The following is a 22,202-nucleotide window of genomic DNA, read 5'->3' as shown; positions in this document are numbered from 1 at the left end:
ATCATCCTTGCTTGAAACCGTGCATTAACTATAGGAAAAATAGAGAAAAAATCAAGACTGCTAGTGAACAGTCTTGATTATATTAAGCTACTGATTTGCCGCTTTAACTTCGCTAAGTTCTTGACCTTGGCTAGTTAAGAACTGGGTGAAACATGGGTTGTTTGTTTCATCTTGAACGTTGTATCCCAAACGGTTCAAATGCTCATTGAATACCTCATAATCACTCGGTTCAATAGCAAAGGCCGCCAGCACATTACCAACCGATCCACCATGGTTACGGTAATGGAATAAAGTAATATTCCAATTACTACCAAGGGTATCTAAGAATCGTGCCAGTGCACCTGGGTATTCAGGAAATTCAAAGCGTAATAAACGCTCATGAAGCTGAGCTGGCGCTTTACCACCCACCATATAACGAATATGCAATTTAGCCAGCTCGTTATCTGATAAATCGCAAAACGTGTAGTCGTTTTCTGTCAGTGCTGCTTTTAACTCATCGAGCTCTTGCTGCCCTTGTCTTAAGGCAATACCAACAAAAATTTGTGCTTCGCCAGGACCTGCATAACGGTAATTAAACTCGGTGATAGCTCTGCCACCTAATGAGTTACAAAACTGCTTAAAGCTCCCCTTCTCTTCTTTAATGGTCACAGCGAGGAGTGCTTCGTTCTTTTCACCAAGTGCGGTTCGTTCAGCAACATAACGTAAACGGTCAAAGTTTAAGTTTGCACCCGATAAAATCGCAGCAACGTTTAAGCCTTTTACACCGTTTTGTTGGCACCACTTTTTCAGCCCTGCTGTTGATAGCGCCCCTGAAGGTTCAGCTATCGCACGAGTCGAAACAAAGATATCTTGCATTGCAGCGCAGATTTCATCGCCCGTTACAGTGACCACTTCATCACAAAACTTTTGCGCTAATCGAAACGTCTCAGTACCAATGATTTTTACTGCGACACCATCAGCAAAACTGCCAACACGGTCAAGCTCAACAGGCTTGCCTGCTTCAAGTGCTGCTTTTAAGCAGGCACTCTCGTCAGCTTCAACACCAATGACTTTAATATCAGGACGTAACGACTTAATGTACACCGCCATACCTGCAAGTAAGCCACCACCGCCAACAGGAATAAACACAGCATCAAGGTCGTTCAATTGCTGCATTAATTCACGGGCAACGGTACCTTGGCCAACAATGACATCAGGATCATCAAACGGTGGCACAAACACCCCATTACGCTGCTCTGTCAGCTCTAAAGCATGGGCTTTTGCAGCATCAAAATGATGGCCGTGTAATACCACTTCACCACCGAGTGAACGTACTGCATTCACTTTAATTTCTGGTGTTGTAACTGGCATCACAATCGTTGCTTTATGCCCTAAAAATGAGGCACTGAGTGCCACGCCTTGCGCATGGTTACCGGCAGAGGCTGTGATCACATCAGACCCTTTTGGCAACTTGCTCAGTTTATGAAAAGCACCGCGAAGTTTAAATGAATAAACCGGTTGTTGATCTTCACGCTTTAGCCACACATGGTTGCCTAGCCGTGCACTAAGATCAGCCATTTCGCTGACCTCAGTAACTTTTGCAAGCGGTTCCATGTTCGCTTGGATGATAGCGCGAAAATAATCGAGCTCTTGAGAAACCATAATTAACTAAGCTCCTCAAGTTTTGCTAAATCGCGCACTGCCCCTTTATCTGCACTGGTTGCCAGTAATGCATACGCTTTCAGTGCTGGTGATACATAACGGTCACGATCCAGTGGTTTATAAGCATCTTTACCACGTGCAAGTTGCTTTTGTTTACGTGCTTCAAGCTCTTCATCAGACAGCGCTAAAGTGATTTCACGGGTTGCAATATCAATCACTATCTTATCGCCATTTTCAACATAGGCGATTGCACCACCGCTTGCTGCTTCTGGTGAAACGTGACCAATTGATAAACCTGATGTACCACCCGAGAAACGACCATCGGTGATAAGCGCACACTTTTCACCTAAGCCCATTGATTTCAAGTAACTCGTTGGATACAGCATTTCTTGCATGCCTGGGCCGCCTTTTGGTCCTTCGTAACGAATTACAACAACGTCACCGGCTTTTACTTCACCGTTTAGAATGCCTTCAACCGAATCATCTTGTGACTCGTATACAACTGCTGGGCCTTCAAAGTGCAGCATTTCTTCAACTACACCGGCACTTTTAACAATACAGCCATCAAGGGCTAAGTTACCTGAAAGTACGGCTAAGCCACCATCTTGACGAAAGGCATTTTCAACACTGCGGATACAGCCGTTTTCACGGTCATTATCAAGTTCTGGCCAGCGGCACTCTTGGCTCATTGCTTTTGTAGTACGGATACCGGCAGGGCCTGCTTTATAGAATTTTTGCGCCACTTCATTATTCGGATCGGTCGCATCCCATTTAGCCACCATTTCAGCCATACTGTGGCCTGCAACGTGATCCACAGATAAATCAACAAGACCTGCTTTACCTAACTCACGGATAATTGCCATCATGCCACCAGCGCGGTGCACATCTTCAATGTGATATTTATTGGTTGCAGGTGCCACTTTACAAAGGAAAGGTGTTTTGCGAGAAAGCTCATCGATGTGCGACATATCAAAATCAACACCCGCTTCTTGCGCCGCAGCTAATAAGTGTAAAACCGTATTTGATGAACCACCCATGGCAATATCAACGACCATTGCATTCATAAAAGCAGTGCGATTAGCAATTGCACGAGGTAACACTGCTGCATTGTCTTTTTGATAATACTCTCGGCATAAATCAACAATACGCGCACCTGCTTCAACGTAAAGTTGTTTACGGTCTTTATGTGTAGCAAGTGTGGTACCGTTACCCGGCAGTGCTAAACCAATCGCTTCTAATAAACAGTTCATTGAGTTGGCAGTGAACATACCTGAGCATGAACCACACGTAGGACACGCAGAGCGCTCTACTTTTTCTGAGTCTTCATCGCTTACTGTGGTATCAGCGCCTTTCACCATGGCATCCACTAAATCAAGTTTAATGTCGATATCAGCAAGGCGTGTTTTACCCGCTTCCATTGGACCACCTGATACGAAAATAACCGGAATATTTAAACGCAGTGCAGCTAGCATCATCCCCGGAGTGATTTTGTCGCAGTTAGAAATACAGATCATAGCATCGGCACAGTGTGCATTAACCATGTATTCCACTGAGTCAGCAATTAAGTCACGCGATGGTAGTGAATACAGCATGCCACCATGACCCATTGCGATACCATCGTCGATTGCAATAGTATTAAATTCTTTTGGTACACCACCCGCTTCAGTGATGGTTTCAGCCATCAGCTCACTAAGTTGGTTAAGGTGAACGTGACCCGGTACAAACTGAGTATATGAGTTAACAACAGCGATAATTGGCTTACCGAAGTCTTTATCTGTCATCCCTGTTGCACGCCACAAAGCACGCGCCCCTGCACGTTTGCGACCTTCTGTTGTTGTTGCACTTCTTAATTTAGCCATAATTACCTCAGTTGTTGCAGTGGCATGCCACTGACTTCCTCATTCCTAATTTATTTCTCACTAAAGCATTAATCTGATTGCTCTAGTTACCTGTTGATTTTTTACTAGATTGCTTGTTGTTGAAATTGGTTTTCAACATTGACGTGTTTCACATCAACCAATTTATTTAACTGTGATGTTAGTAGATAAATTGGCTTATCGCTGTCTACCGTCATGGTGACATGAAACGCTTCATCAGCCATTTCTAAATTCATGGTTGTTAGGTCAAAGCCGCGATGACGTGCAACGCGTAAAAAGCGCTCTACAGCGACACTTTGATTCTTTAGTGCAATCGTTAGGGTGTGTTTCATTTTACAGTCTCCGTCATCATTTCATCATTAGCTGCACCCGGTGGTACAAGCGGCCATACATTTTCTTTATCATCGATACAGGCATGAAGAATGTATGGACCTTCACTATTAACTAACGCATCAACCGCAGCATCGACTTCATCTGCTTTAGTGATGGTTTGACCTGGAATGCCAAACACCGCTGCTAACTGCACAAAATCAGGATTATCTGAAAGGTTTGTTTCAGAATAACGACCTTCAAAAAATAGCTGCTGCCATTGACGTACCATGCCCAAGCGCTGGTTATCTAGGATTAGAATTTTAACTGGCAGATTGTTACGGCGAATTGTTGCCAGTTCTTGAATGTTCATCATGATTGAGCCATCACCCGACACCGTGATCACAAAATCATTTGGGCGCGCAACTTGGGCGCCGATAGCGGCTGGTAAACCAAAGCCCATGGTACCTGCACCACCACTACTTAAATGGTTGCTTGGGTGGCTAAACTTCATGTGCTGTGCCACCCACATTTGGTGCTGACCCACATCACAGCACACAACACCCGTTGATGGCATTTTTTGGCTTAGCTGGTTTAATAAGTAAGGGGCAAACACTTTTTCGCCCGGATAGTCATAACGCCACGCATGCTCTTTCATCATGCTTTCGATGTGCGTTAACCACTCATCTGGTGTAACAAAACAATCAAGTTGCGGTAATGAGGTTTTTAAATCTGCAACTAAAGACGCTTTTGCAGGCTTACGTTTACCAATTTCTGCGGCATCGATATCAAGGTGTATCACTTTTGCTTTTGCAGCAAATTTACTTAAGTTGCCAGTAACACGGTCGTCAAAACGTGCGCCGATACAAACAAGCACATCACATTGTTGCACAGCTAAGTTAGCCGCTTTACCGCCATGCATACCTAGCATACCCAAATCATATTCATAATCAGGTAATACACTGCCTAGCGCTTTCAACGTTGATACCGCTGGCATATGTGTTTTTTCTAAAAATTGCATAAGCTCGTTTTGCGCATCAGCAGCTTGTACACCACCACCGATATACGCCACAGGACGCTGCGCCTCACTTAAGATTTGATTGGCTATCGCAACTTGGTTTGGGTCTAATTTTGGTAAATGATCTTCGGCGGCTAACCAAGGGTGGAATGGCACTTGCGCCATTTGGATGTCTTTCGGGATATCAACTAACACTGGACCTGGGCGGCCGCTTTGCGCTAAGTGGATGGCTTCTTGTAATATTTCGGCTAAATCTTCAGCTCTTTCAACCATGTAACTGTGTTTAGTACATGATAACGACATACCTAGAACGTCCACTTCCTGAAAGGCGTCGGAGCCTATCGCTGCGGTAGGTACTTGCCCTGTGATTGCAAGTAACGGCACTGAATCCATCATCGCATCAGCAAGGGCTGTTATTAAGTTAGTCGCACCTGGGCCTGATGTTGCAAAGCACACACCTAACTTACCTGTGCTACGGGCAAACCCTACAGCAGCAAAACCCGCTCCTTGTTCATGACGCGTCAAATAATGTTTGACTGGCGCACCGTACAAAGCGTCGTAAATAGGCATGATGGCACCGCCCGGGTAACCAAAAACATCCTTAACGCCATGTTTAGCTAATAAATCGATTGTTAACTCTGCGCCTGTCATCGTAAATCCTCATTCCTCAGTGACATTGTGTATTTGCTGCGACTCAAACCTTAAAACAAAAAAGCCCCCCGGACTGTTAAGTGCGGGGGGCTTTTTAAATGCTTCACTTTTCTCTAAGCACTAACTAGCCCCCGCGGTAATAATAATCACCACGACGTTAATTAGAATTAGAGAAAGTTTGTTAGTAAGCATTTATCTGTAACCAAATTCTGTTCATTTGTAGCGGAAATCTAGCCATCCCGCTGTCTTTTTCTATTAGTACCGCGCTGGGGGCGTTAAGTCAACATAAAATTCAATTCAAAAAACAAGCAAAAAAACGATTTTAAAGAAATAAATATCCAACAATTAGCATTAATAAGATTTATTTTTCACCATTTGCTAAATATTGAAATTTCATACCTCTTTATCTGCCATTCTATGATTGATTAATTTTTAGCAATTAGATGTGATTTTTCTGCTTAAAGCCGATTTAATTTAACGCCTCTTTAAAAAATTAGTTTAGTATTGAAAATAACCACGTTATGAAAAGGAAAGTTATGAAATTCGTCCAGCGTATAAATGCCCTATTTTTTATGGTGCTACTGCTTGGTTTTAGCCAATATGCACTTGCAGAGCCGGGGTTATGGAAAGTAGAAAAAAACGGCGTTGCTTCTTATTTATTTGGTACCGTGCATGTGGGTGACAACAGCATGAAAGGCTTACCAAGTAAGGTAACGAAAGCACTTGATAACTCAGATAAAGTCATTGTTGAGGTCGATATCAGCGCTATTTCACCAATGGAAATGCAGCGTCGCTCATTACCATTTATGATGCTGAAAAATGGCAAAACCTTACAATCAGAATTATCACCTGAAAACTATGCAAAACTGCAAAAGTACTTTGCAGATAAATCAATTGATATTGCGATGTTTAAGAACTTAGCACCGTGGGCGGTGATGGTCACCATGATGCAAATGGAGTTCCAAAGCGTCGGTTTTTCAGATCAATACGGCATCGACAAGCAAGTACTTGCTTACGCTCAAGAACATAAAATTTCTGTTGGTGAGCTAGAAACTCTTGAACGCCAAATGGAAATGTTTGAGCACTTAGCAATTATGAATGACAAAATGATCGAAGAAACATTCGACCAACTTGCAGATGTAGACACCTACTTTTTTGGTCTTATCAAGGCTTGGAAATCAGGTGACATGAAAACACTTACACAGTTTTATAACGAAAGCTTTGATGACACACAGTATGGTCAACTAAGCGAGCAAGTGATGTTGATAGACCGTAACAATGACTGGGTTAATCAACTATCTACTCGCATCGGTAAAGAAAAGCTGTTCATTGCAGTGGGCGCTTTGCACTTACCTGAGCAACACGGCTTATTGAAGCAGTTAACAGACAAGGGTTTTACAGTTACCCGTATCTAAATGATTTCAATCGTTTAAAAAGCGCCTTAAGGCGCTTTTTTTGTGAAATCAGCCATCTCTAAATAGTTGTCGATACCGGCTATTTTGTCACTCGCATGGTGATTAACATACACCACGGTGCTGGTACCTGCAGCGCAGATTTTTTCTATCAACAATAACACACGCTGTCTATTCGCTTCATCAAGACCTAAGCAAGGCTCATCAAGAATCAATAAGTTAGGGTGTTTAACCATAGCCCGAGCAATCAATAATAAACGCTGATCACCAAAAGATAACTGGCTAAATGAGCTGCTTTGTTTGTCACTTAACCCTAATAACGCTAACCATTGTTTGGCTATGGTAAGTTGCTTATCAGTGGCTTTTTGGTAAAGACCAATGCTGTCATAAAAGCCCGAAACAACCGTATTGAGTGCGGTGATACTCACTCGATAATCCATATGCAGCGCGTTGGAGATATAACCAATGTGCTGTTTAATTTGCCAAATACTCTCACCGCTTCCGCGCTGGTAGCCAAACACCTTGATATCGTTGTTGTAACACTGCGGGTTATCACCAGTGATAAGGTTCAGCAAACAAGTTTTACCTGAGCCATTTTTACCTGTTAACTGCCAATGTTCGCCTTGGTTAATTTGCCAGTTGAGTTTTTCAAAAATAGCCTCGCCGCCATAACTTACCGATGCGTTGTTTAATCTTACCAGCATAGAATCAGTGAGCGGAGGCGCTTGATGGTCAATATCTGCCTCAGGTATTTGTAACTGAGTATGCGTGAGATGCAATAGCTTGAGTAAATCATCGCGCTGCTCGGCTGTAGGCTTTGCTAATTGCTCTGTGACATGACCCTCTTTAACGTAGGCGTAGTGATCAACAAAGTCAGGGATCTCAGTTAAGCGATTAAGCACAAAAATAAGGGTCGTCGTTTTACTAAGCTCAGCGAGTAACTGATTCAACCCAGCCGTTGCCTTGACATCTAAGCCATCAAAAGGCTCATCAAGCACAAGTAAATCTGGCCGACCTATTATGGCTTTAATCAGCATCAATTTGCGGGTTTCACCGGTCGATAAATCGCGAAATGCCTTGCTAAGTTTGTCACTAAAATCAAATAGGCTTATTAACTGCTGTAGCAAATCACTATCAAGCTGTTGCTCGTCTCGGCCTGCAATAATCAGCTCATAAACCATACTTGAAGGCGTAACGCCATCAATAATGTCATCTTGATCTTTTGTTAGCTCAGCCGCAAGGAGCTGCTTTTGACTGTCTGGGGAAACCAATGCTATACGCTCAAAGCTATTCTCATACTGGCCTTTTTCTATTTTCGCAAAACCGGCAATGGCAGCTGCCACGGCCGATTTGCCCGCGCCATTGGCGCCAAGAAAAACCCATTGCTGCAATGGCGATACATTGATATTAAGATCATCTAAATAATAAACGTCATTGCCCTGCCCCTTTAGGCTGGCTCTAACATTAACCAACTGCACTTGTTGCACTTTGAATCCTCATTCTAAGTTACCGTTAGCTTGACGTTACCGCATTCGATAAAAAATTAAAAATCGTTTAAACCTTTTTTAAACACAGCTGCGACTAAGGTATAAAAGGTCATTAACAGGAATCAGACAATGAAAAAATTACTTTGTGTAGCGGCATTAGGCTTAGCACTTACAACAACATACGCAATGGCAAAAGACTCACGTGAGCTAAATCATAACTTTGCAGTGAATGGTGCAAGCCAACTTGATATAGATTTTCCGGTGGGCAGCTTAGAAGTCGAAAGCTATGACGGCAGCGAAGTCGTGGTTACAGTTCGCATTGAACCAAAAAATGACAATAGCTGGTTCAGCTCTGATGTTGACTTATCAGATATCGAATTAAGCCACTCGCAAAGTGCCAGCTCTCTTAGCTTAAAACTAGATAACGATGATATTCAACAAAACTGGCATGTAAAAATGCCTAAATCGATGGCAATTGATGTTGAGTTAGGTGTTGGCGATATTGAAATTAACGACGCTAGTAATTCGGTAGATATTGAGTTAGGTGTGGGCGCGGTAAGAATTGATAGTGCGCTTGATGACTACAAACGTATCGAGCTTGATACCGGTGTGGGCGACACTAAAATTCGCGGCTTAAAAAATGACGGTAATACCAGCCGTAAAGTGGTTAGCTCGCATTCAAGCTACCGTGGTAATGGTCAATACAATATTGAAGTAGAAGTAGGTGTTGGCGACATTAAAGTAACGAACTAATTGAATGCTTTGGTTATCCCTGTGAGCTCTTAGTAAATAAAATGCTGAGAGCTTTTTGCACTGAATCTAGCGAGATCGGTTTGTAAACGTGCAAGTTTGCTCCAAGTTCGTATACTCGTTGTAAATCATCATTCGATGTATTGGCTGTCACCACCAAAATTGGCACCTGCTGCCCCTGCTCATTACGAATAATATCAATCGCTTTAAAACCATCCATAACGGGCATATTCAAATCCATAAAAATTAAATCGTAGTGCTTTTCTGACGCTTTATCTGTGGCGATTAAGCCGTTTTCAGCCACATCAAAGCTGTAATTTAAATGGCTAACCATGCGCCCTAAAATAGTGGCGTTTAGCGGGTTATCTTCAACAATTAAGCAGTGTAAAGCTTTCGGCAACGGCGCTGGCATTACTGATTTAGGCGTGCTCTCTAGTTCTAAATTAATTAATACTTTCACACCTTGTGGCTCAGCATTGAGAAATTGGATTTCTCCTTTTAATGCTTTAACAATGTGCATAACCCTAAGCAGCCCCGTTTTTAAGCCTTGAAAGTGTTGCTCTGAGTCATTTTCGTAGCTAAGTAAATCTGTCGGCGGCTTTTCAAACCCCTTACCGTTATCTTGTATTTCCATTACAAAGTGCTGCTCACCTTGGCACGCAGCAGTTACGGCAATACGGCCTTGGCTTGGAGTAAATTTAACGGCATTGTTAATGATTTCAGCAACAATTTGCGTCAACCTTGCATGGTCAGTACTCACCTCTTTATCGAGTGAGTCAGCTAAGTTCACGCTCAAGGTAATACCTTTATCGTTACAGGCATATTCATAGGGTGAGATAGCTTGCTTTAATGTTGATAACAAATTGCTGCTAGTGAAACTTAACTGCCATTCTCCCGAGGTTAACTGCTGTAAGTCCATTAATTCGTCTAGCATGGCCACCAGCCTATTCACGCAATAAAGCGCCTGCTGTTTAGTCAGCTGCTGACTGTCGCTGATATCAAGCGCTTCGATGGATGCGGTTAAACCTTGCAATGGTGTTCTAAATTCATGACTAGTACGGGCAATAAAGCGCTCTTTATTTTTATTAACACGCTCAGCAAACTCTTTTTGTTCTTTGTACTTAGCAATATTTTTAGTGACCAGTTTCTCCATAGGTTTAAAAATGAAAAATAGCTCAATTGCTAGTAACGTCATGGCGAGCAACCAAAACAATAACTCTAGCACTGCCAAAAATGTGACTTTTTGAACTGATTTTTGCTCAAGTAACTTAACCGCTTGGTCTAGCTTTGTGAGTAGTGCTTCAAGCTGATTGCTAACAAATGTTGAGCGGTCCACATAGGCAAAATCATCGGTATTGTTTAATAGCTGCTGCGCTTTACTCACATAGCGCTTCACATGTTCATCTAACGCAGTAGGCGGCGAGAAATAATGGGCCTCAAGCGCCTCATTTAAATGAATATAGTGACCTTGCTCATCTTGTTGAATTAAAAATTGATGCCCTGCAATAAATTGCTCAACCGCTTGTTGCAATAGCCTTCGGTGTTGCTGTTGAAAATGATCGGATTCATGATAAATGAGTGCATTGCCATACAAGGCAATTTTTTGTGACAGCATGCGTTGCTTACCGGCAATATTGATGACCTTGGCATCACCCTTTTGGATATACAAAAGGCTCTGTATCAAGATGGCTGATACAGAGATCAATATGGCAATCGCCAATAACCCCCAGCGATATCGTTTTCGGATATCTGTGACTAGCTGCAACATGCTTTACTCATTATTTTTTTAAAAATAATTGTAGTTCATAGAATACAAGAAAGCCCACTTGAAGTGGGCTTTAAACATGATAGTTAACAGAAATTTATCGATTTTCGAGTCGGTTATAGTCAAATAAACCAAACTCGACGCCGCGATACTCTTTCGCTACACGGTGTAAAATATCGCTGTATTGCCAAAACTGTGGATGTGTTCGGCGAATAGCAAACTCACTTTTCAGATCTCTGTAAGCTGCTTCATCTGTTGCTTTAGCCAGCCCAGCTGCAAAAGCTGCAACCTGCTGATCATTGTGCAAGTACCAAATTGCTTCTGGGTAATCACCTATAAACCCAGGCACAATCGTCACTGTATCTTCGTCATAAGCGCGCTGCCCTTCTTCATTCAATAAGCTCGAAATATTGTAATGAGCATTATGATGGATCAGGGTATAGGCCTTGTGCTTATCTTCGCCATCTTTGACTAACACAAACGAAATTTGCGGTAGCAAGTTCACAGCTTTAACTGGAAGATCGTTAATTCGCGCAAGCGGCTCAGGTACTTTCGTATAGTCGTAACGGGGGCTCAATATTGGCTTCAGTTTCGCTTTTAGCATATTGAATAACTCAGACTGCGGATCCATTGTTTTGTATTCAATGCCAGTAGGTTGACTAAATGACAATTCATCCTCAAAGAAGCTCGTTAAGCTAGGTGGCGATTTACGATACCACTGGGCTTTAATTTCCTTACGCTTAGCTTCTGGTAATAATGCAAGGTAGTTTGCTTCACCTTCTAAGCGTAAAAAGTCCATGTACAAACGAGTTAATAACTGATGACCAATGTTGCCATAGACATCAAACCCCGCCACCAGCAAGTAATGGATACGTTCAAATAACGCATAGTCGAGAATCCAAGCGGTCTTTGGTTGCTGGCCTATCCAACCCTTTACAACCGTTGCGCTATCGAAATGGCGAAATACCGTCAGCGCTGCATTTTGGTTATGACCATCTCCTTGCCAAAGTAAATCGGTTGTAAGGTGCTGACCGTTAGCAAACATCTTATTTGCCAGTGCAACTTTGGCAGACAAATATTTGTTTTGGCGTTTTGAATACTTCACCCAGCTAGAAATCGGCAAAGCATTACTTTCTTCTTCAGCCGGTAATGCTAATGCATCTTCATGTTGTAACAACATTTCACCGACTTTAGGTGTCGCCGCCATTTCAGGCTTCGCAAAACCCACCCAGAACTGGTCGTTAATTACATTTAACGCGATTTGACCACGACAAACCGGCCCTTTAATAAAGCCCATAATAATAAGCTCAGCTTCATCAAGCATAAATTGATAACGTGAGTTTACTGGTATTGCCGCAAAGGCTTTAAATGGGTTTGACGCCACTTCTGGCTTATAGCTTGGCAGTTTATCTACTTGATAATCAGCTTCAATAAATTGCGAATGTAAGCGTGCAAGCTTTTCGTCATTTAATGCTAAAGGTAAATGTGTTTTCGCTAAAATAGTCGAACGATCATGCATTAAACGATAGTAAACACGCTCAACCTTAGGGTCTTCATAGGGGCGACGGGTGCTAATGTGTTTGATCTCTTCACCCGGTGGCGTTGAAGAGCGAACCAGCTTAAAGTAGCTGTGTTTATCGCCATGCTCAGGGAAGTAAATATGCGCTAAATACCAGTGCTCATAAATATAGCGAGCAGCCAGTTGATGCTTTAAACCATCTTGATTTAAAAATGCTTCCCACCGTTCGACCTGTTTGAGTACTCCTTTTTCAGGAGGCTCGATATGAGCTAAATAACCGCCTTTTCGGAGCCACTTAGCAAGGTGCTGAAACTCTTCACTCGAGATACCCGGTAAACCATAAGGCATACCACTATGCGGGCTATCTTTAGCAAATGAGTCAAACTCATTCATTGTGGTACATGTTTGCTCACGGTCGAGTGAAAAATCAAACTCATCGCCTAAAATTGCTTGTTTAGGAAGTGGGCTGCTTTGCTTAAGTACTAAGGCATTATAAAGCACACTACCGGCAAGGTTCGCTTCTTCGGTTTGAGCTCGCTCATTAAGTACTGGGGTAAAGCCTTTTTCACGCCACTGGGCGGTACTTGTCGCATCAAACAGCAAGCGGCTTGGCTCTTGCGCTAGTAAACGTGTGCCGTCATAAACACGCTCTTTACTTAAGCCGCGGTCGATACCTTCCACAGAAGATAACTTAAGCTGACACGGTGCATCATAGCAGCCATGACAAACCACACAGCGACTATCAAGTACGGGCTTTACATCACTTAAAAACTCAGCACCTTCAAGTGTTGATGCTGCAACCACGCGCTGTTGTGGTTGTTCTTTACCAAACAGTTCATCGTAATGAGCGGCACCTAAATATGCACAGCCACTTAATAGAATAAGACCAAATACGGTGGTGAGGAGTTTTCTCATCCTTCCTCCTCGATATCTTCAACGTCATCACCTAAATCGAAGGTTGGCATCATATCGACTTGCGGCGACACAAAGGTTTGGTCGTTGTCGCAGCTAAGCATCGCACTCAACAGTGGTCCACGAACGAGTGTCAGTTGCGCATCGTGCTCACGGCCAATCAATACTTGGTAGTCATCATTTAACGCTTCAAGACGATATTCATTAACGGCGATTGCAACACTGCTATCAACAGCTGGATTTTGACAAAGCTGTGCGAGTAAGTCTTCGCTTAAGGTTATATGTATTAATACATCTGGGGACTCGATGTCACGGCTATGAAGGTTTTCATCGAAATAAAAAAGAGGAAGGGTTAAATCGCTATTTTGCTCTAATTCCATGTGCTGCTCTCTACATCAAAATGACTTTTAATTGTACGAGTATAGCAAACTATAAGTTCAATAATTAGCGAAACTTATCAGCCGTTAGCAGCTTTTTAGCTGCTAACTAACCGAATTATAAAAACAGTGAACAATGCATTACCAAGGTAGCGTTTCGCCGTTTGAATGCCAAAATCCACCAGTGTTGCTAAGGTTTAATTCGTCAATCCGCTTGATGAGCCGCTCTGCAGCAGTTTCTGGGCTGATATCGCCGGCAAAATTAACCATTTGCGTTTGTACAAAGCCCGGATGAAATAACCCTACGGCAATTTTTTTATCTTTTAGCTCATGGGCTAAACTAACACTGGCGGCATTAAGCGCCGCTTTTGACATACGATAACCAATGTAACCGCCCGAGCCATTATCTGCAATTGAGCCCATACGTGATGTGATCATCGCTACTTTGGCATCAATACCTAAGCTTTGCTGTAATGCATGAGTAATACGAATAGGCGCGATACTATTCACGCTAATTTGTTTTTCGATGGCAGCAAAGTCCATGTCAGCTAATGTTTCGTTATGAAAAATACCGGCGTTGTTAACCAAAATATCAATTTTGTCGCCGTGTAAGTAATTGGCAAGGGTTGCAACATCATCGGCATCAGCCACATCAATATCGCTAATAATTTTTACGTCGAGTGCTTTTAGCTCTTCGCTTGGGGTGCGAACCACTGCAGTAACACGGTAACCTTGGGCTAAATACTGTTTACAAAAATTTAGGCCAATACCTTTATTGGCCCCCGTAACCACCACATGCTTAGTCATCAATCTGCTCCTTAGTAGGCTTTTCTATACCCAAACCACTTCAAGGTGCGAGTTTCTGCATCTTGAAGAGGCTTAGCTATATACTTTGGGACAGATTGACAAAAACCAAGGGCTTAAGTTAATTCATCAATGGTTGATTTAAGAATAGAAAATACAGCCCCTTGCGGATCGGTAATAACACTAAAGCGTCCAACATCTGGAATGTCTGTTGCTGGCACACAAATAGCCCCATTAAGCTGCGTTGCTTTAGCGACAGCCTGATCGCAATCTGCTACCGCAAAATACGGCATCCAATGAGATGGAATGTCATCTGGCCATTCATTGGTCATTTCAAGCATGCCTGCAATCGGTTGCTCATCGATGGTAAATAAGGTGTAGTCCATGCCCTCCATGGGTTTCACCTCAAACTGCCATCCGAACAACTGACAATAAAAGTCGCGACTTTTTTGCATGTCTTTCGACACAAGCTCAAACCAGTAAGGCAGGTTGAGCTCTTGCACTCGTTTAGCCCCGATATGCTCACCCGCTTGCCACAAGGCAAATGTTGCACCGCCAGGTTCTTGCAGCATCACCATACGACCCGCTGTCATGACATCATGTGGCCCTGCCAAAACCGTTGCCCCCAATGACTTTGCCTGCTCAGTGCTTTGGTCAACATCATCAACAGCAATATATAATAACCAATGGGTTGGCATCTCACTCATACTTGCTGGCAGTTGATACATAGCGGCAATATCATCACCTTGCTTTTGCAGCATGGTGTAATACATATCTTCGCCTATTGGCTGGTCGTCAAAACCCCAGTCAAAAAGTTGCGTATAAAATTGCTTCGCAGCTTGCCAGTCTTTCGCGCACAACTCGGACCAGCAGAAAGTACCTGCAGGGTGTTTTGTATTTATTTTTGTCATGGCTGTTCCTCCTTCATTAACGGTAATCAACAAGCTGCTTTTTTGCCAATTATTTTTAAAATTTATTTAATTCACGTTTAGAAAAATTAAATAATCATAATCAATAACTTAGGTTTAAATCCTGCTAAAACAGAGAATTGCAGTTATGGCACTATATTGATTGTCACAACAAACGCATGTATAAATGCGAACAATTTTTAATAACAATTGTATAGCGATTTAACTATGACAATGAAATTTGCGCTTCCTTTTTTACTTACTCCTATCGCTGCGTTTGCAAATCAGGCCCAAGATATTGAACGTATTACCGTTTCTACAACTCGTAGTACGGCACCAGTTAGTACTGTACCTGCAACTATCAGTGTTATTACTAGTGAAGACATTGCTGAGCAACTGGCTCATACTCAAGATCTATCGCAAATTTTAGGTAATTTATTACCGAGCTTTTCACCAAGTCGTCAAAAAATGACCAGTGCAGGTGAAACACTCCGTGGCCGTGAGCCGCTATACATGATTGATGGTGTTCCTCAGTCAAACCCGCTTCGTAACGGTTCTCGTGATGGGAATACGATTGACCCTGCAATGATCGAACGCATCGAAGTGATCAGTGGCGCAAATGCAATTCAAGGCATGGGCGCAAGTGGCGGTATTATTAATATCATCACAAAATCAGCTGGCGATTTTAATCACCAAATGAGCGCGGGGTTTAGCACTCCAACAGACGGTGGCAGCGACAGCCAAAGCTATAAAGCCAGCTACTTATTCAGCCAACAACTAGATGATATTAGCTTTATTGGTGGTGTATCGGCTCGTAGTACGGGTATGTATCGCGATGGTAACGGTGACTTTGTTGGTTTAGATGGCACACAAGGTGACACGCAAGATTCAACCAGCCTAGACTTATTTTTAAAAGTGAAATATCAGCTTGATAACGAGCAAAGCATTCAAGCAATGCTGAACCACTACAAAATTGAAGGTAATGGTGACTTTGTAGCTGTAAATGGCGATCCAGCAACAGGCCTTGCAACCTCGGCTGAAAAAGGCGATGTAGAAGGCGACACGCCACGTAACCGTGTAACAACCTTTACCCTAGATTATAACCATAGCAATGTGGCTGGCGGTAACCTTGCTATTCAATTATTTTCGCAAGATTTTGCAGCTATGTATGGCGGTGGCACATTTGCTACGTTCCAAGATCCAGCCTATGGCGAGAGTATTTTCGATCAGTCTCAAAATAAATCACAAAAGTTTGGTAGTCGCGTTACTTACAATAAAGATAACCTGTTAAACAGCCAGTTTGATATTGCGACCGGTATTGATTTACTTTCTGACGAAACATACCAAGAGCTTGCGCAAACAGGTCGCCATTGGGTGCCAAAAACCAAGTTTAATAACATCGCGCCATTCGCTCAACTACGTTATGACGGCTTAGAGGATTGGACGTTCAATGCCGGTGTTCGTTACGAGTACGGCAAATTAAAAGTGGATGATTTTACCACCCTAGCCTCATACAACAGCAGCTTTGTAGAAGGCGGTGAGCCAAGCTTTAATGAATTATTAGAGAACTTAGGTGTTGTCTATCAAGTAACTGATGAACTTCGTCTGTATGCAAGCTACAGCGAAGGCTTTAGCATGGCTGATGTTGGTCGCGTGCTGCGTGGCATTAATCAAGCAGGTTTATCGGTTGAGAGTTTCTTAAACCTAGAGCCGGTTATTTCTGATAACCGCGAATTGGGTTTTGAATATGCCAACGATAGCTTCAATATTAAAGCCAGCTACTTTGAATCTGACTCAGACTTAGGTTCACGTTTACAAGCTGATGCTGATGGTATTTACAGCGTGCAACGTGAGCGTACTGAGATCTCAGGTTTTGAAGCAAATGCACAATATTACCTAACTAACAGCACAACATTTGGTGCAAGTTACGCTGATACAGAAGGCCAATATGATGGTGATGGCGACAATAAAGTAGAAAGCGATTTAGGCGGCAGCAATATTTCACCTACACGTTTAAACCTTTACTGGCAGCAACAGTGGCCAGCGAATCTATCTAGCCGCGTACAAGCTAACAAAGTATTTGACCGCGACTTTAATACTGGGGAAGAGTTTGACGGCTACACAACCGTTGATTTATCGGTACAATATCAAAGTGTTGAGTACGGTGCATTTAGCCTAGGTATCGATAACCTGCTAGATAAGTATTACATCACTTACTACGGTCAAACACGCCCAGCTGCAACACGCTATTTTGCGGGCACGGGTCGTACCGTCAACCTAACTTGGAACTATGCATTTTAGGTTTAAGCTAAGTAATTAAACAATAAAAAAGGCACCTTGGTGCCTTTTTTTGTGGTTGGTACTAATTAGTGATGATGCCCATGCTCACCTTTGAGCTGATTACCTTGCGCATCATAAAAACCGCTCGCGCCATGCTCAACAAACCCTAAGTTGATCATTTTAGCTAAAAATGGATCGCTTTCATTATCACCGATATCTGCGTAATCGGTGGTTTGGTAGTTATCCCATTTCGCAAACTCTGCCTGCACCTTTTGCTGGTTGTGATGGCTGGTTGTTAAAGCAATTTCACGGCTATAAGTGGGTGTTGAAATACGAATTGCTTTAAGTAACTTTTGATTGGCAAGCCAGCTTAGCTCGACTTTGTTTTCACCTTGCTGCTGTGTGTAATATTCTGTTAGTTCACAGCCTTCACCCGTGCTTTTTTGGTGCGTCATTGAGGCTAAAAACTTATCGCTTACTAACTGATATTTGCTATTCCAATCTTGCTCACCTTGCACTTCCGATGGTTGATATTCAATGCCACGCTGCGCTTGCTGGAAATAACGAATTGGGCGAATTTGTTGATTACGTAATTGCTGCCATAGCTCAATAAACTGTGGATTTTGCTTAGCCACCTGATGAGGCGTGCGCCATAGAGTGAAGGTGTCTTCAGAATGCTGCTTATTAGCGACTATGTCTGTGGTGACTTTATAGTCTGCTTGCGTAAAACCGGTGTTCATATCGCATTGCCCTGCAACAGCAAGTGGGCTAAGTAATGAGGCAAGTAAGATGGCTGCTTTCACGGGATTCTCTTTTTATCTTGGTTTTCTTTATAACTGATTGAGTAAGGGAGGCTCAGAGCCTCCCAAACACTCATTATTGTGCTAATTTAGCATCGGCTTGTTTAACAAGGTCAGCGGCATAATCCATAACATGGAAAATAAGGCTTTGCTCATTAGTGCCTGTAACTAAATGTGCACCTGGGCCTACTGCATACACACCCACATCTTCTGCTGCGTGTGTTTCAGAGCTTAATGGCACGAGCGCTTCTTGGTGGAAACCAGGTGCCGTGGTATCAACATCGGTTAAGTCAACACGACCTGTTACTGGCGCATAGTTGTAACCTTCTTCTGCATCAGTCTCATCACCTAAATCGCGGAAACCGCCACCATTGGTATAACCAACCGTTGTGTATGGCATGTTATCTGCGGCAAGAGATGGTTCATCGCTACCCACAGGTACCACTTTACCTAAGATTGGGTTACCACGTTTTGGGTAGCCTGCAATGGTAAATACGTGGCTGTGGTCAGCTGTAACGATGATTAACGTGTCTTCAATGCTGGTTTTATCAAGAGCAACTTGTACTGCTTTTGATAGCTCAACTGTATCGCTTAGTGCATTGTAAGCATTACCAGCGTGATGACCGTGGTCAATACGCCCTGCTTCAACTGTTAAGAAGAAACCATTGGCGTTGTTATCTAGTACATCAATTGCTTTTGCAGTCATTTCAGACAGTGACGGCTCACCCGCTACATCGTTTGCACGGTCTGCTTCGTATTGCATGTGTGATTCATTGAATAAACCAAAAACACGCTCAGTCGTATCTGCATTGATTGCATCAAAACCAGCTTGGTCCATTACATACTGACCCGCAGGGTATTTGGCTTTCCACTCAGCTGTTAGGTCGCGACCATCCGTACGGTCACCTTCTACAGCGCTCATCGCATCAGCTGAGTTATAAGCCGCATCTTTTGGTAAGAAATGACGACGACCGCCGCCCATCACAACTTCTAAACCATCAACATCAAGGCCTTCGTAGCGAGCTTCAAGGTTTGCTTCAAAGTTAACTAATTGCGATGCAATATCTTCACAACCAGCGGTAACTGCTGCCTCTGGCATATCAGATACATCCTCCCAGTTACGGTCAGCCGATTTGGCATAGGTTGCTGCTGGCGTTGCGTGTGTGATTCGAGCTGTCGAAATAATACCTGTCGACTTACCAGCAATCTCAGCAAGCTCAGTCGCTGTGACTAGTTCATTACCTGCAACCGTTGCACAGTTACCACGTTCGATATCTTCATCAACACCAATAACGCCAGCATCCGTTTTTACGCCCGATGCCATTGCCGTCATCGTACCCGCTGAATCAGGTGTTTGTGCATCAACGTTATAGGTTTTAGCAAACCCTGAGAATGGGAGTGTTTCAAAGCTAAGTTGGTGCTCTTCACCCAGCTTACCTTCTAGCTGGCCGGCCATGATACGTGCTGCTGTGACGGTCGAAATGCCCATGCCATCACCAACAAACAAAATCACATTTTTCGCTTTACCTGACTCTTTTACAACAGCCGCAATGTTTTCTTCGCTAGTTGCGACTTTAACTTGTGCTGATTTGAACCACGCATTATCAGTCAACGGCGCTAATTGCGATGCTGTTAACGACGTTGCTGGTGCATTACATGCAACGGTTGTGTCCGTTACTTCTGCTGAGTCTAGCTCACCGTTATCATTGCTATCTGCACCTGTTAGGGTTTCTGTACCACCGTTTACGCACTGCTCAGAACCTACAGCTAACGTGTTTTCAACGGTTAATGTTTTTGGAGAGTTGTCATCGTCATCCGAACAACCCGCTAATGCCACTACTACAGCAAGAGAAATTAAATTTAGTTTTTTCATCGTCGTCGCCATTATTCTTCAATTAGTTCTAGAGCTTGGTTAATGATGTGGAAAATTACGTTTTGCTCCACAACGCCTTGTGCTAGTTGCGCACCTGGACCTTTTGCATGAAGCGAAATATCTTCGCCCGCATGAGTCTCAGAACTTAATGGCACAGTCGTTTCTTGGTGATAGCCAGGTGCAGTCGTATCAACACCGGTTAAATCAACACGACCTGCAACAGCAGCATCGTTATAAGACACCTCTGCATCTGTTTCATCGCCTAAATCACGGAAACCTAAGCCATTTGCATAGCCAACGGTGGTGTAAGGCATACCATCTGCCGCAAGGCTTGGCTCTTCGCTACCAATGGCAACCACTTGACCTAAGATTGGATTACCGCGTTTCGGATAACCCGCGATAGTAAATACGTGGCTGTGGTCGGCAGTAACAAGAATAAGTGTTTCTTCAGGATTGGTATTCTCTACTGCTGTTTGCACTGCTTTGGCAAATTCAACGGTATCGTTTAACGCGTTATAAGCATTACCCGCATGGTGACCATGGTCGATACGGCCTGATTCAACGGTTAAGAAAAAGCCTTTTTCGTTGCTCTTTAAGATATCAATTGCTTTACCTGTCATTTCAGACAGTGACGGCTCACCCGCTACATCGTTAGCGCGGTCTGCTTCGTATTGCATATGTGATTCATTAAACAGTGCAAATACGCGTTTGGTATCGGCATTAAGCGTATCGAAACCCGCTTGATCCATGACGTACTTGCCATCAGGGTACATTTCTTGCCATTCAGCAGTTAGATCACGCTCATCCGTACGGTCACCTTCTACTTCGCTGACTGCATCAGCTGAGTTGAACGTTGCGTCTTTTGGTAAGAAGTGACGACGACCACCGCCCATCACAACTTCAAGACCATCAACGTCAGTGCCTACGAAGCGTGCTTCTAGATTCTTTTCGAAATTAACAAGTTGTGAGGCAATGTCTTCACAACCCGCTTCAACAGCATCAGCTGGCATGTCTGATACGTCTTCCCAGTTACGGTCAGCTGATTTTGCATAGGTCGCAGCTGGCGTTGCGTGAGTAATACGCGCTGTTGAGATAATACCTGTTGCTAGACCTTTGATTTCTGCTAGTTCTGTAGCGGTAATTAACTCGTTACCAGCAACGGTTGCACACTTGCCACGCTCGATGTTTTCGTTAACACCAATAACACCTACATCGGTTTTAACGCCTGAAATAATTGCTGTCATTGTGCCTGCAGAGTCAGGTGTTTGCGCATCAACGTTGTAGGTTTTTATTTGCGCAGAGTAAGGGAATTCTTCAAAGCTTAGTAAGCCTTCTTCGCCCGACTTACCTTCCATTTGACCTGCCATGATACGTGACGCAGTGAGCGTTGAAATACCCATACCATCGCCAACAAATAGAATGACATTTTTAGCTTTAAACGTTTGCTCAGCCTGAGCTGCCGCTTCTTTTTTTGTTAATGTAGCTTCAGCGGCACTATACCAATCATTTTGTTTTTGACTGTCTGGTAACACACCTGCATTGGCCGTCGCTGACAATGCCAACGTTAAACCAATTGCAGTAGCAATTTTATTAATTTTCATCGTTACGTTCCGTTAGTACGTTATTTTAAGAATTTGAGTGCTAACTAAACTGCACTTGGATAATTAGCGCAGTAATACTAAGAACGCATTGTTACTAAAAAAGTGACTTTTCATGACGAAATGATGAAACAAAAACGACTTTAGATATAAGTAAGTATTTAGTTTTAGGGGAAATAATAGGGCTAGGTGCTAGGGGTGAGTTGCGAGTTGCGAGTTGC

The 22,202-nt window shown here is 43.2% G+C and carries 16 protein-coding genes; 3 read left to right on the top strand and 13 right to left on the bottom strand.

Annotated features, from left to right (window positions below):
* Nucleotides 1-87 precede the first annotated feature (87 nt).
* The 4 genes from ilvA to ilvG form a co-directional block, all read right to left on the bottom strand.
* Complete coding sequence (ilvA, locus tag CWC28_RS05575; RefSeq protein WP_063702849.1) at nucleotides 88-1,641, bottom strand: threonine ammonia-lyase, biosynthetic; 1,554 nt, start codon at nucleotides 1,639-1,641, stop codon at nucleotides 88-90.
* A gap of 2 nt (nucleotides 1,642-1,643) precedes the next feature.
* Nucleotides 1,644-3,500 (bottom strand): dihydroxy-acid dehydratase, encoded by a 1,857-nt coding sequence (ilvD, locus tag CWC28_RS05570; RefSeq protein ID WP_063702851.1) that lies wholly within the window; start codon nucleotides 3,498-3,500, stop codon nucleotides 1,644-1,646.
* Nucleotides 3,501-3,604: 104 nt separating this feature from the next.
* Entirely contained in the window at nucleotides 3,605-3,850 is a 246-nt protein-coding gene (ilvM, locus tag CWC28_RS05565) for an acetolactate synthase 2 small subunit (RefSeq protein ID WP_054554110.1), read from the bottom strand.
* The gene (gene ilvG, locus CWC28_RS05560; RefSeq protein ID WP_063702853.1) at nucleotides 3,847-5,496 is read right to left on the bottom strand and encodes an acetolactate synthase 2 catalytic subunit; all 1,650 of its coding nucleotides are present in this window, start codon (nucleotides 5,494-5,496) and stop codon (nucleotides 3,847-3,849) included. The genes ilvM and ilvG overlap by 4 nt, the downstream gene beginning before the upstream one ends.
* Before the next feature lie 536 nt (nucleotides 5,497-6,032).
* Here ilvG and CWC28_RS05555 point away from each other — a divergent pair.
* The gene (locus tag CWC28_RS05555) at nucleotides 6,033-6,911 is read left to right on the top strand and encodes a TraB/GumN family protein (RefSeq protein WP_063702855.1); all 879 of its coding nucleotides are present in this window, start codon (nucleotides 6,033-6,035) and stop codon (nucleotides 6,909-6,911) included.
* A gap of 26 nt (nucleotides 6,912-6,937) precedes the next feature.
* Here CWC28_RS05555 and modF read toward each other — a convergent pair whose 3' ends face one another.
* The gene (gene modF, locus CWC28_RS05550) at nucleotides 6,938-8,395 is read right to left on the bottom strand and encodes a molybdate ABC transporter ATP-binding protein ModF (protein ID WP_063702857.1); all 1,458 of its coding nucleotides are present in this window, start codon (nucleotides 8,393-8,395) and stop codon (nucleotides 6,938-6,940) included.
* A 129-nt stretch (nucleotides 8,396-8,524) separates the two neighbouring features.
* Here modF and CWC28_RS05545 point away from each other — a divergent pair, with 129 nt between their 5' ends.
* Nucleotides 8,525-9,148 (top strand): toast rack family protein, encoded by a 624-nt coding sequence (locus CWC28_RS05545; RefSeq protein ID WP_063702860.1) that lies wholly within the window; start codon nucleotides 8,525-8,527, stop codon nucleotides 9,146-9,148.
* A gap of 13 nt (nucleotides 9,149-9,161) precedes the next feature.
* Here the strand turns inward: CWC28_RS05545 and CWC28_RS05540 are convergent, their stop codons facing one another.
* From CWC28_RS05540 to CWC28_RS05520, 5 genes are all read right to left on the bottom strand, one after another.
* Nucleotides 9,162-10,913: a response regulator gene (locus tag CWC28_RS05540; protein WP_063702862.1), complete on the bottom strand. Its 1,752-nt coding sequence runs from the start codon at nucleotides 10,911-10,913 to the stop codon at nucleotides 9,162-9,164.
* 94 nt (nucleotides 10,914-11,007) lie between these two features.
* Entirely contained in the window at nucleotides 11,008-13,344 is a 2,337-nt protein-coding gene (locus tag CWC28_RS05535; protein ID WP_063702864.1) for a fatty acid cis/trans isomerase, read from the bottom strand.
* Nucleotides 13,341-13,721 carry a hypothetical protein gene (locus tag CWC28_RS05530; protein WP_063702866.1) on the bottom strand — a complete coding sequence of 127 codons (381 nt, stop codon included), beginning with the start codon at nucleotides 13,719-13,721 and terminating at the stop codon, nucleotides 13,341-13,343. The genes CWC28_RS05535 and CWC28_RS05530 overlap by 4 nt, the downstream gene beginning before the upstream one ends.
* 138 nt (nucleotides 13,722-13,859) lie before the next feature.
* Nucleotides 13,860-14,525 (bottom strand): SDR family oxidoreductase, encoded by a 666-nt coding sequence (locus CWC28_RS05525; protein WP_119853904.1) that lies wholly within the window; start codon nucleotides 14,523-14,525, stop codon nucleotides 13,860-13,862.
* Between the two features lie 113 nt (nucleotides 14,526-14,638).
* Nucleotides 14,639-15,433 (bottom strand): VOC family protein, encoded by a 795-nt coding sequence (locus tag CWC28_RS05520; RefSeq protein ID WP_138624852.1) that lies wholly within the window; start codon nucleotides 15,431-15,433, stop codon nucleotides 14,639-14,641.
* A 225-nt stretch (nucleotides 15,434-15,658) separates the two neighbouring features.
* On the opposite strand from CWC28_RS05520, the gene CWC28_RS05515 reads away from it, so the two are divergent.
* Nucleotides 15,659-17,731 (top strand): TonB-dependent receptor, encoded by a 2,073-nt coding sequence (locus CWC28_RS05515; RefSeq protein ID WP_249324947.1) that lies wholly within the window; start codon nucleotides 15,659-15,661, stop codon nucleotides 17,729-17,731.
* Between the two features lie 65 nt (nucleotides 17,732-17,796).
* Here the strand turns inward: CWC28_RS05515 and CWC28_RS05510 are convergent, their stop codons facing one another.
* The 3 genes from CWC28_RS05510 to CWC28_RS05500 form a co-directional block, all read right to left on the bottom strand.
* Nucleotides 17,797-18,513: a hypothetical protein gene (locus CWC28_RS05510; protein ID WP_138624851.1), complete on the bottom strand. Its 717-nt coding sequence runs from the start codon at nucleotides 18,511-18,513 to the stop codon at nucleotides 17,797-17,799.
* Between the two features lie 73 nt (nucleotides 18,514-18,586).
* Entirely contained in the window at nucleotides 18,587-20,383 is a 1,797-nt protein-coding gene (locus tag CWC28_RS05505; protein ID WP_138624850.1) for an alkaline phosphatase, read from the bottom strand.
* Between the two features lie 11 nt (nucleotides 20,384-20,394).
* Nucleotides 20,395-21,984: an alkaline phosphatase gene (locus tag CWC28_RS05500; RefSeq protein ID WP_063702877.1), complete on the bottom strand. Its 1,590-nt coding sequence runs from the start codon at nucleotides 21,982-21,984 to the stop codon at nucleotides 20,395-20,397.
* Nucleotides 21,985-22,202: the final 218 nt, after the last annotated feature.

It is taken from the genome of Pseudoalteromonas sp. S4492 (assembly GCF_005886115.1).
Classification (GTDB): Bacteria; Pseudomonadota; Gammaproteobacteria; order Enterobacterales; family Alteromonadaceae; genus Pseudoalteromonas; species Pseudoalteromonas gelatinilytica.
Note: the sequence above shows the minus strand (reverse complement) of the source record. Positions and strands in the feature narration are given on the sequence as shown.

Bases quoted from the DNA above. Each gene is read 5' to 3' on its own strand.
- CWC28_RS05540 (WP_063702862.1), bottom strand. From the start codon at position 10,913: ATGTTGCAGCTAGTCACAGATATCCGAAAACGATATCGCTGGGGGTTA.
- CWC28_RS05545 (WP_063702860.1), top strand. From the start codon at position 8,525: ATGAAAAAATTACTTTGTGTAGCGGCATTAGGCTTAGCACTTACAACA.
- CWC28_RS05500 (WP_063702877.1), bottom strand. From the start codon at position 21,984: ATGAAAATTAATAAAATTGCTACTGCAATTGGTTTAACGTTGGCATTG.
- CWC28_RS05520 (WP_138624852.1), bottom strand. From the start codon at position 15,433: ATGACAAAAATAAATACAAAACACCCTGCAGGTACTTTCTGCTGGTCC.
- ilvD (WP_063702851.1), bottom strand. From the start codon at position 3,500: ATGGCTAAATTAAGAAGTGCAACAACAACAGAAGGTCGCAAACGTGCA.
- CWC28_RS05515 (WP_249324947.1), top strand. From the start codon at position 15,659: ATGACAATGAAATTTGCGCTTCCTTTTTTACTTACTCCTATCGCTGCG.
- ilvM (WP_054554110.1), bottom strand. From the start codon at position 3,850: ATGAAACACACCCTAACGATTGCACTAAAGAATCAAAGTGTCGCTGTA.
- CWC28_RS05535 (WP_063702864.1), bottom strand. From the start codon at position 13,344: ATGAGAAAACTCCTCACCACCGTATTTGGTCTTATTCTATTAAGTGGC.
- ilvG (WP_063702853.1), bottom strand. From the start codon at position 5,496: ATGACAGGCGCAGAGTTAACAATCGATTTATTAGCTAAACATGGCGTT.
- CWC28_RS05525 (WP_119853904.1), bottom strand. From the start codon at position 14,525: ATGACTAAGCATGTGGTGGTTACGGGGGCCAATAAAGGTATTGGCCTA.
- ilvA (WP_063702849.1), bottom strand. From the start codon at position 1,641: ATGGTTTCTCAAGAGCTCGATTATTTTCGCGCTATCATCCAAGCGAAC.
- CWC28_RS05555 (WP_063702855.1), top strand. From the start codon at position 6,033: ATGAAATTCGTCCAGCGTATAAATGCCCTATTTTTTATGGTGCTACTG.
- CWC28_RS05530 (WP_063702866.1), bottom strand. From the start codon at position 13,721: ATGGAATTAGAGCAAAATAGCGATTTAACCCTTCCTCTTTTTTATTTC.
- CWC28_RS05505 (WP_138624850.1), bottom strand. From the start codon at position 20,383: ATGAAAAAACTAAATTTAATTTCTCTTGCTGTAGTAGTGGCATTAGCG.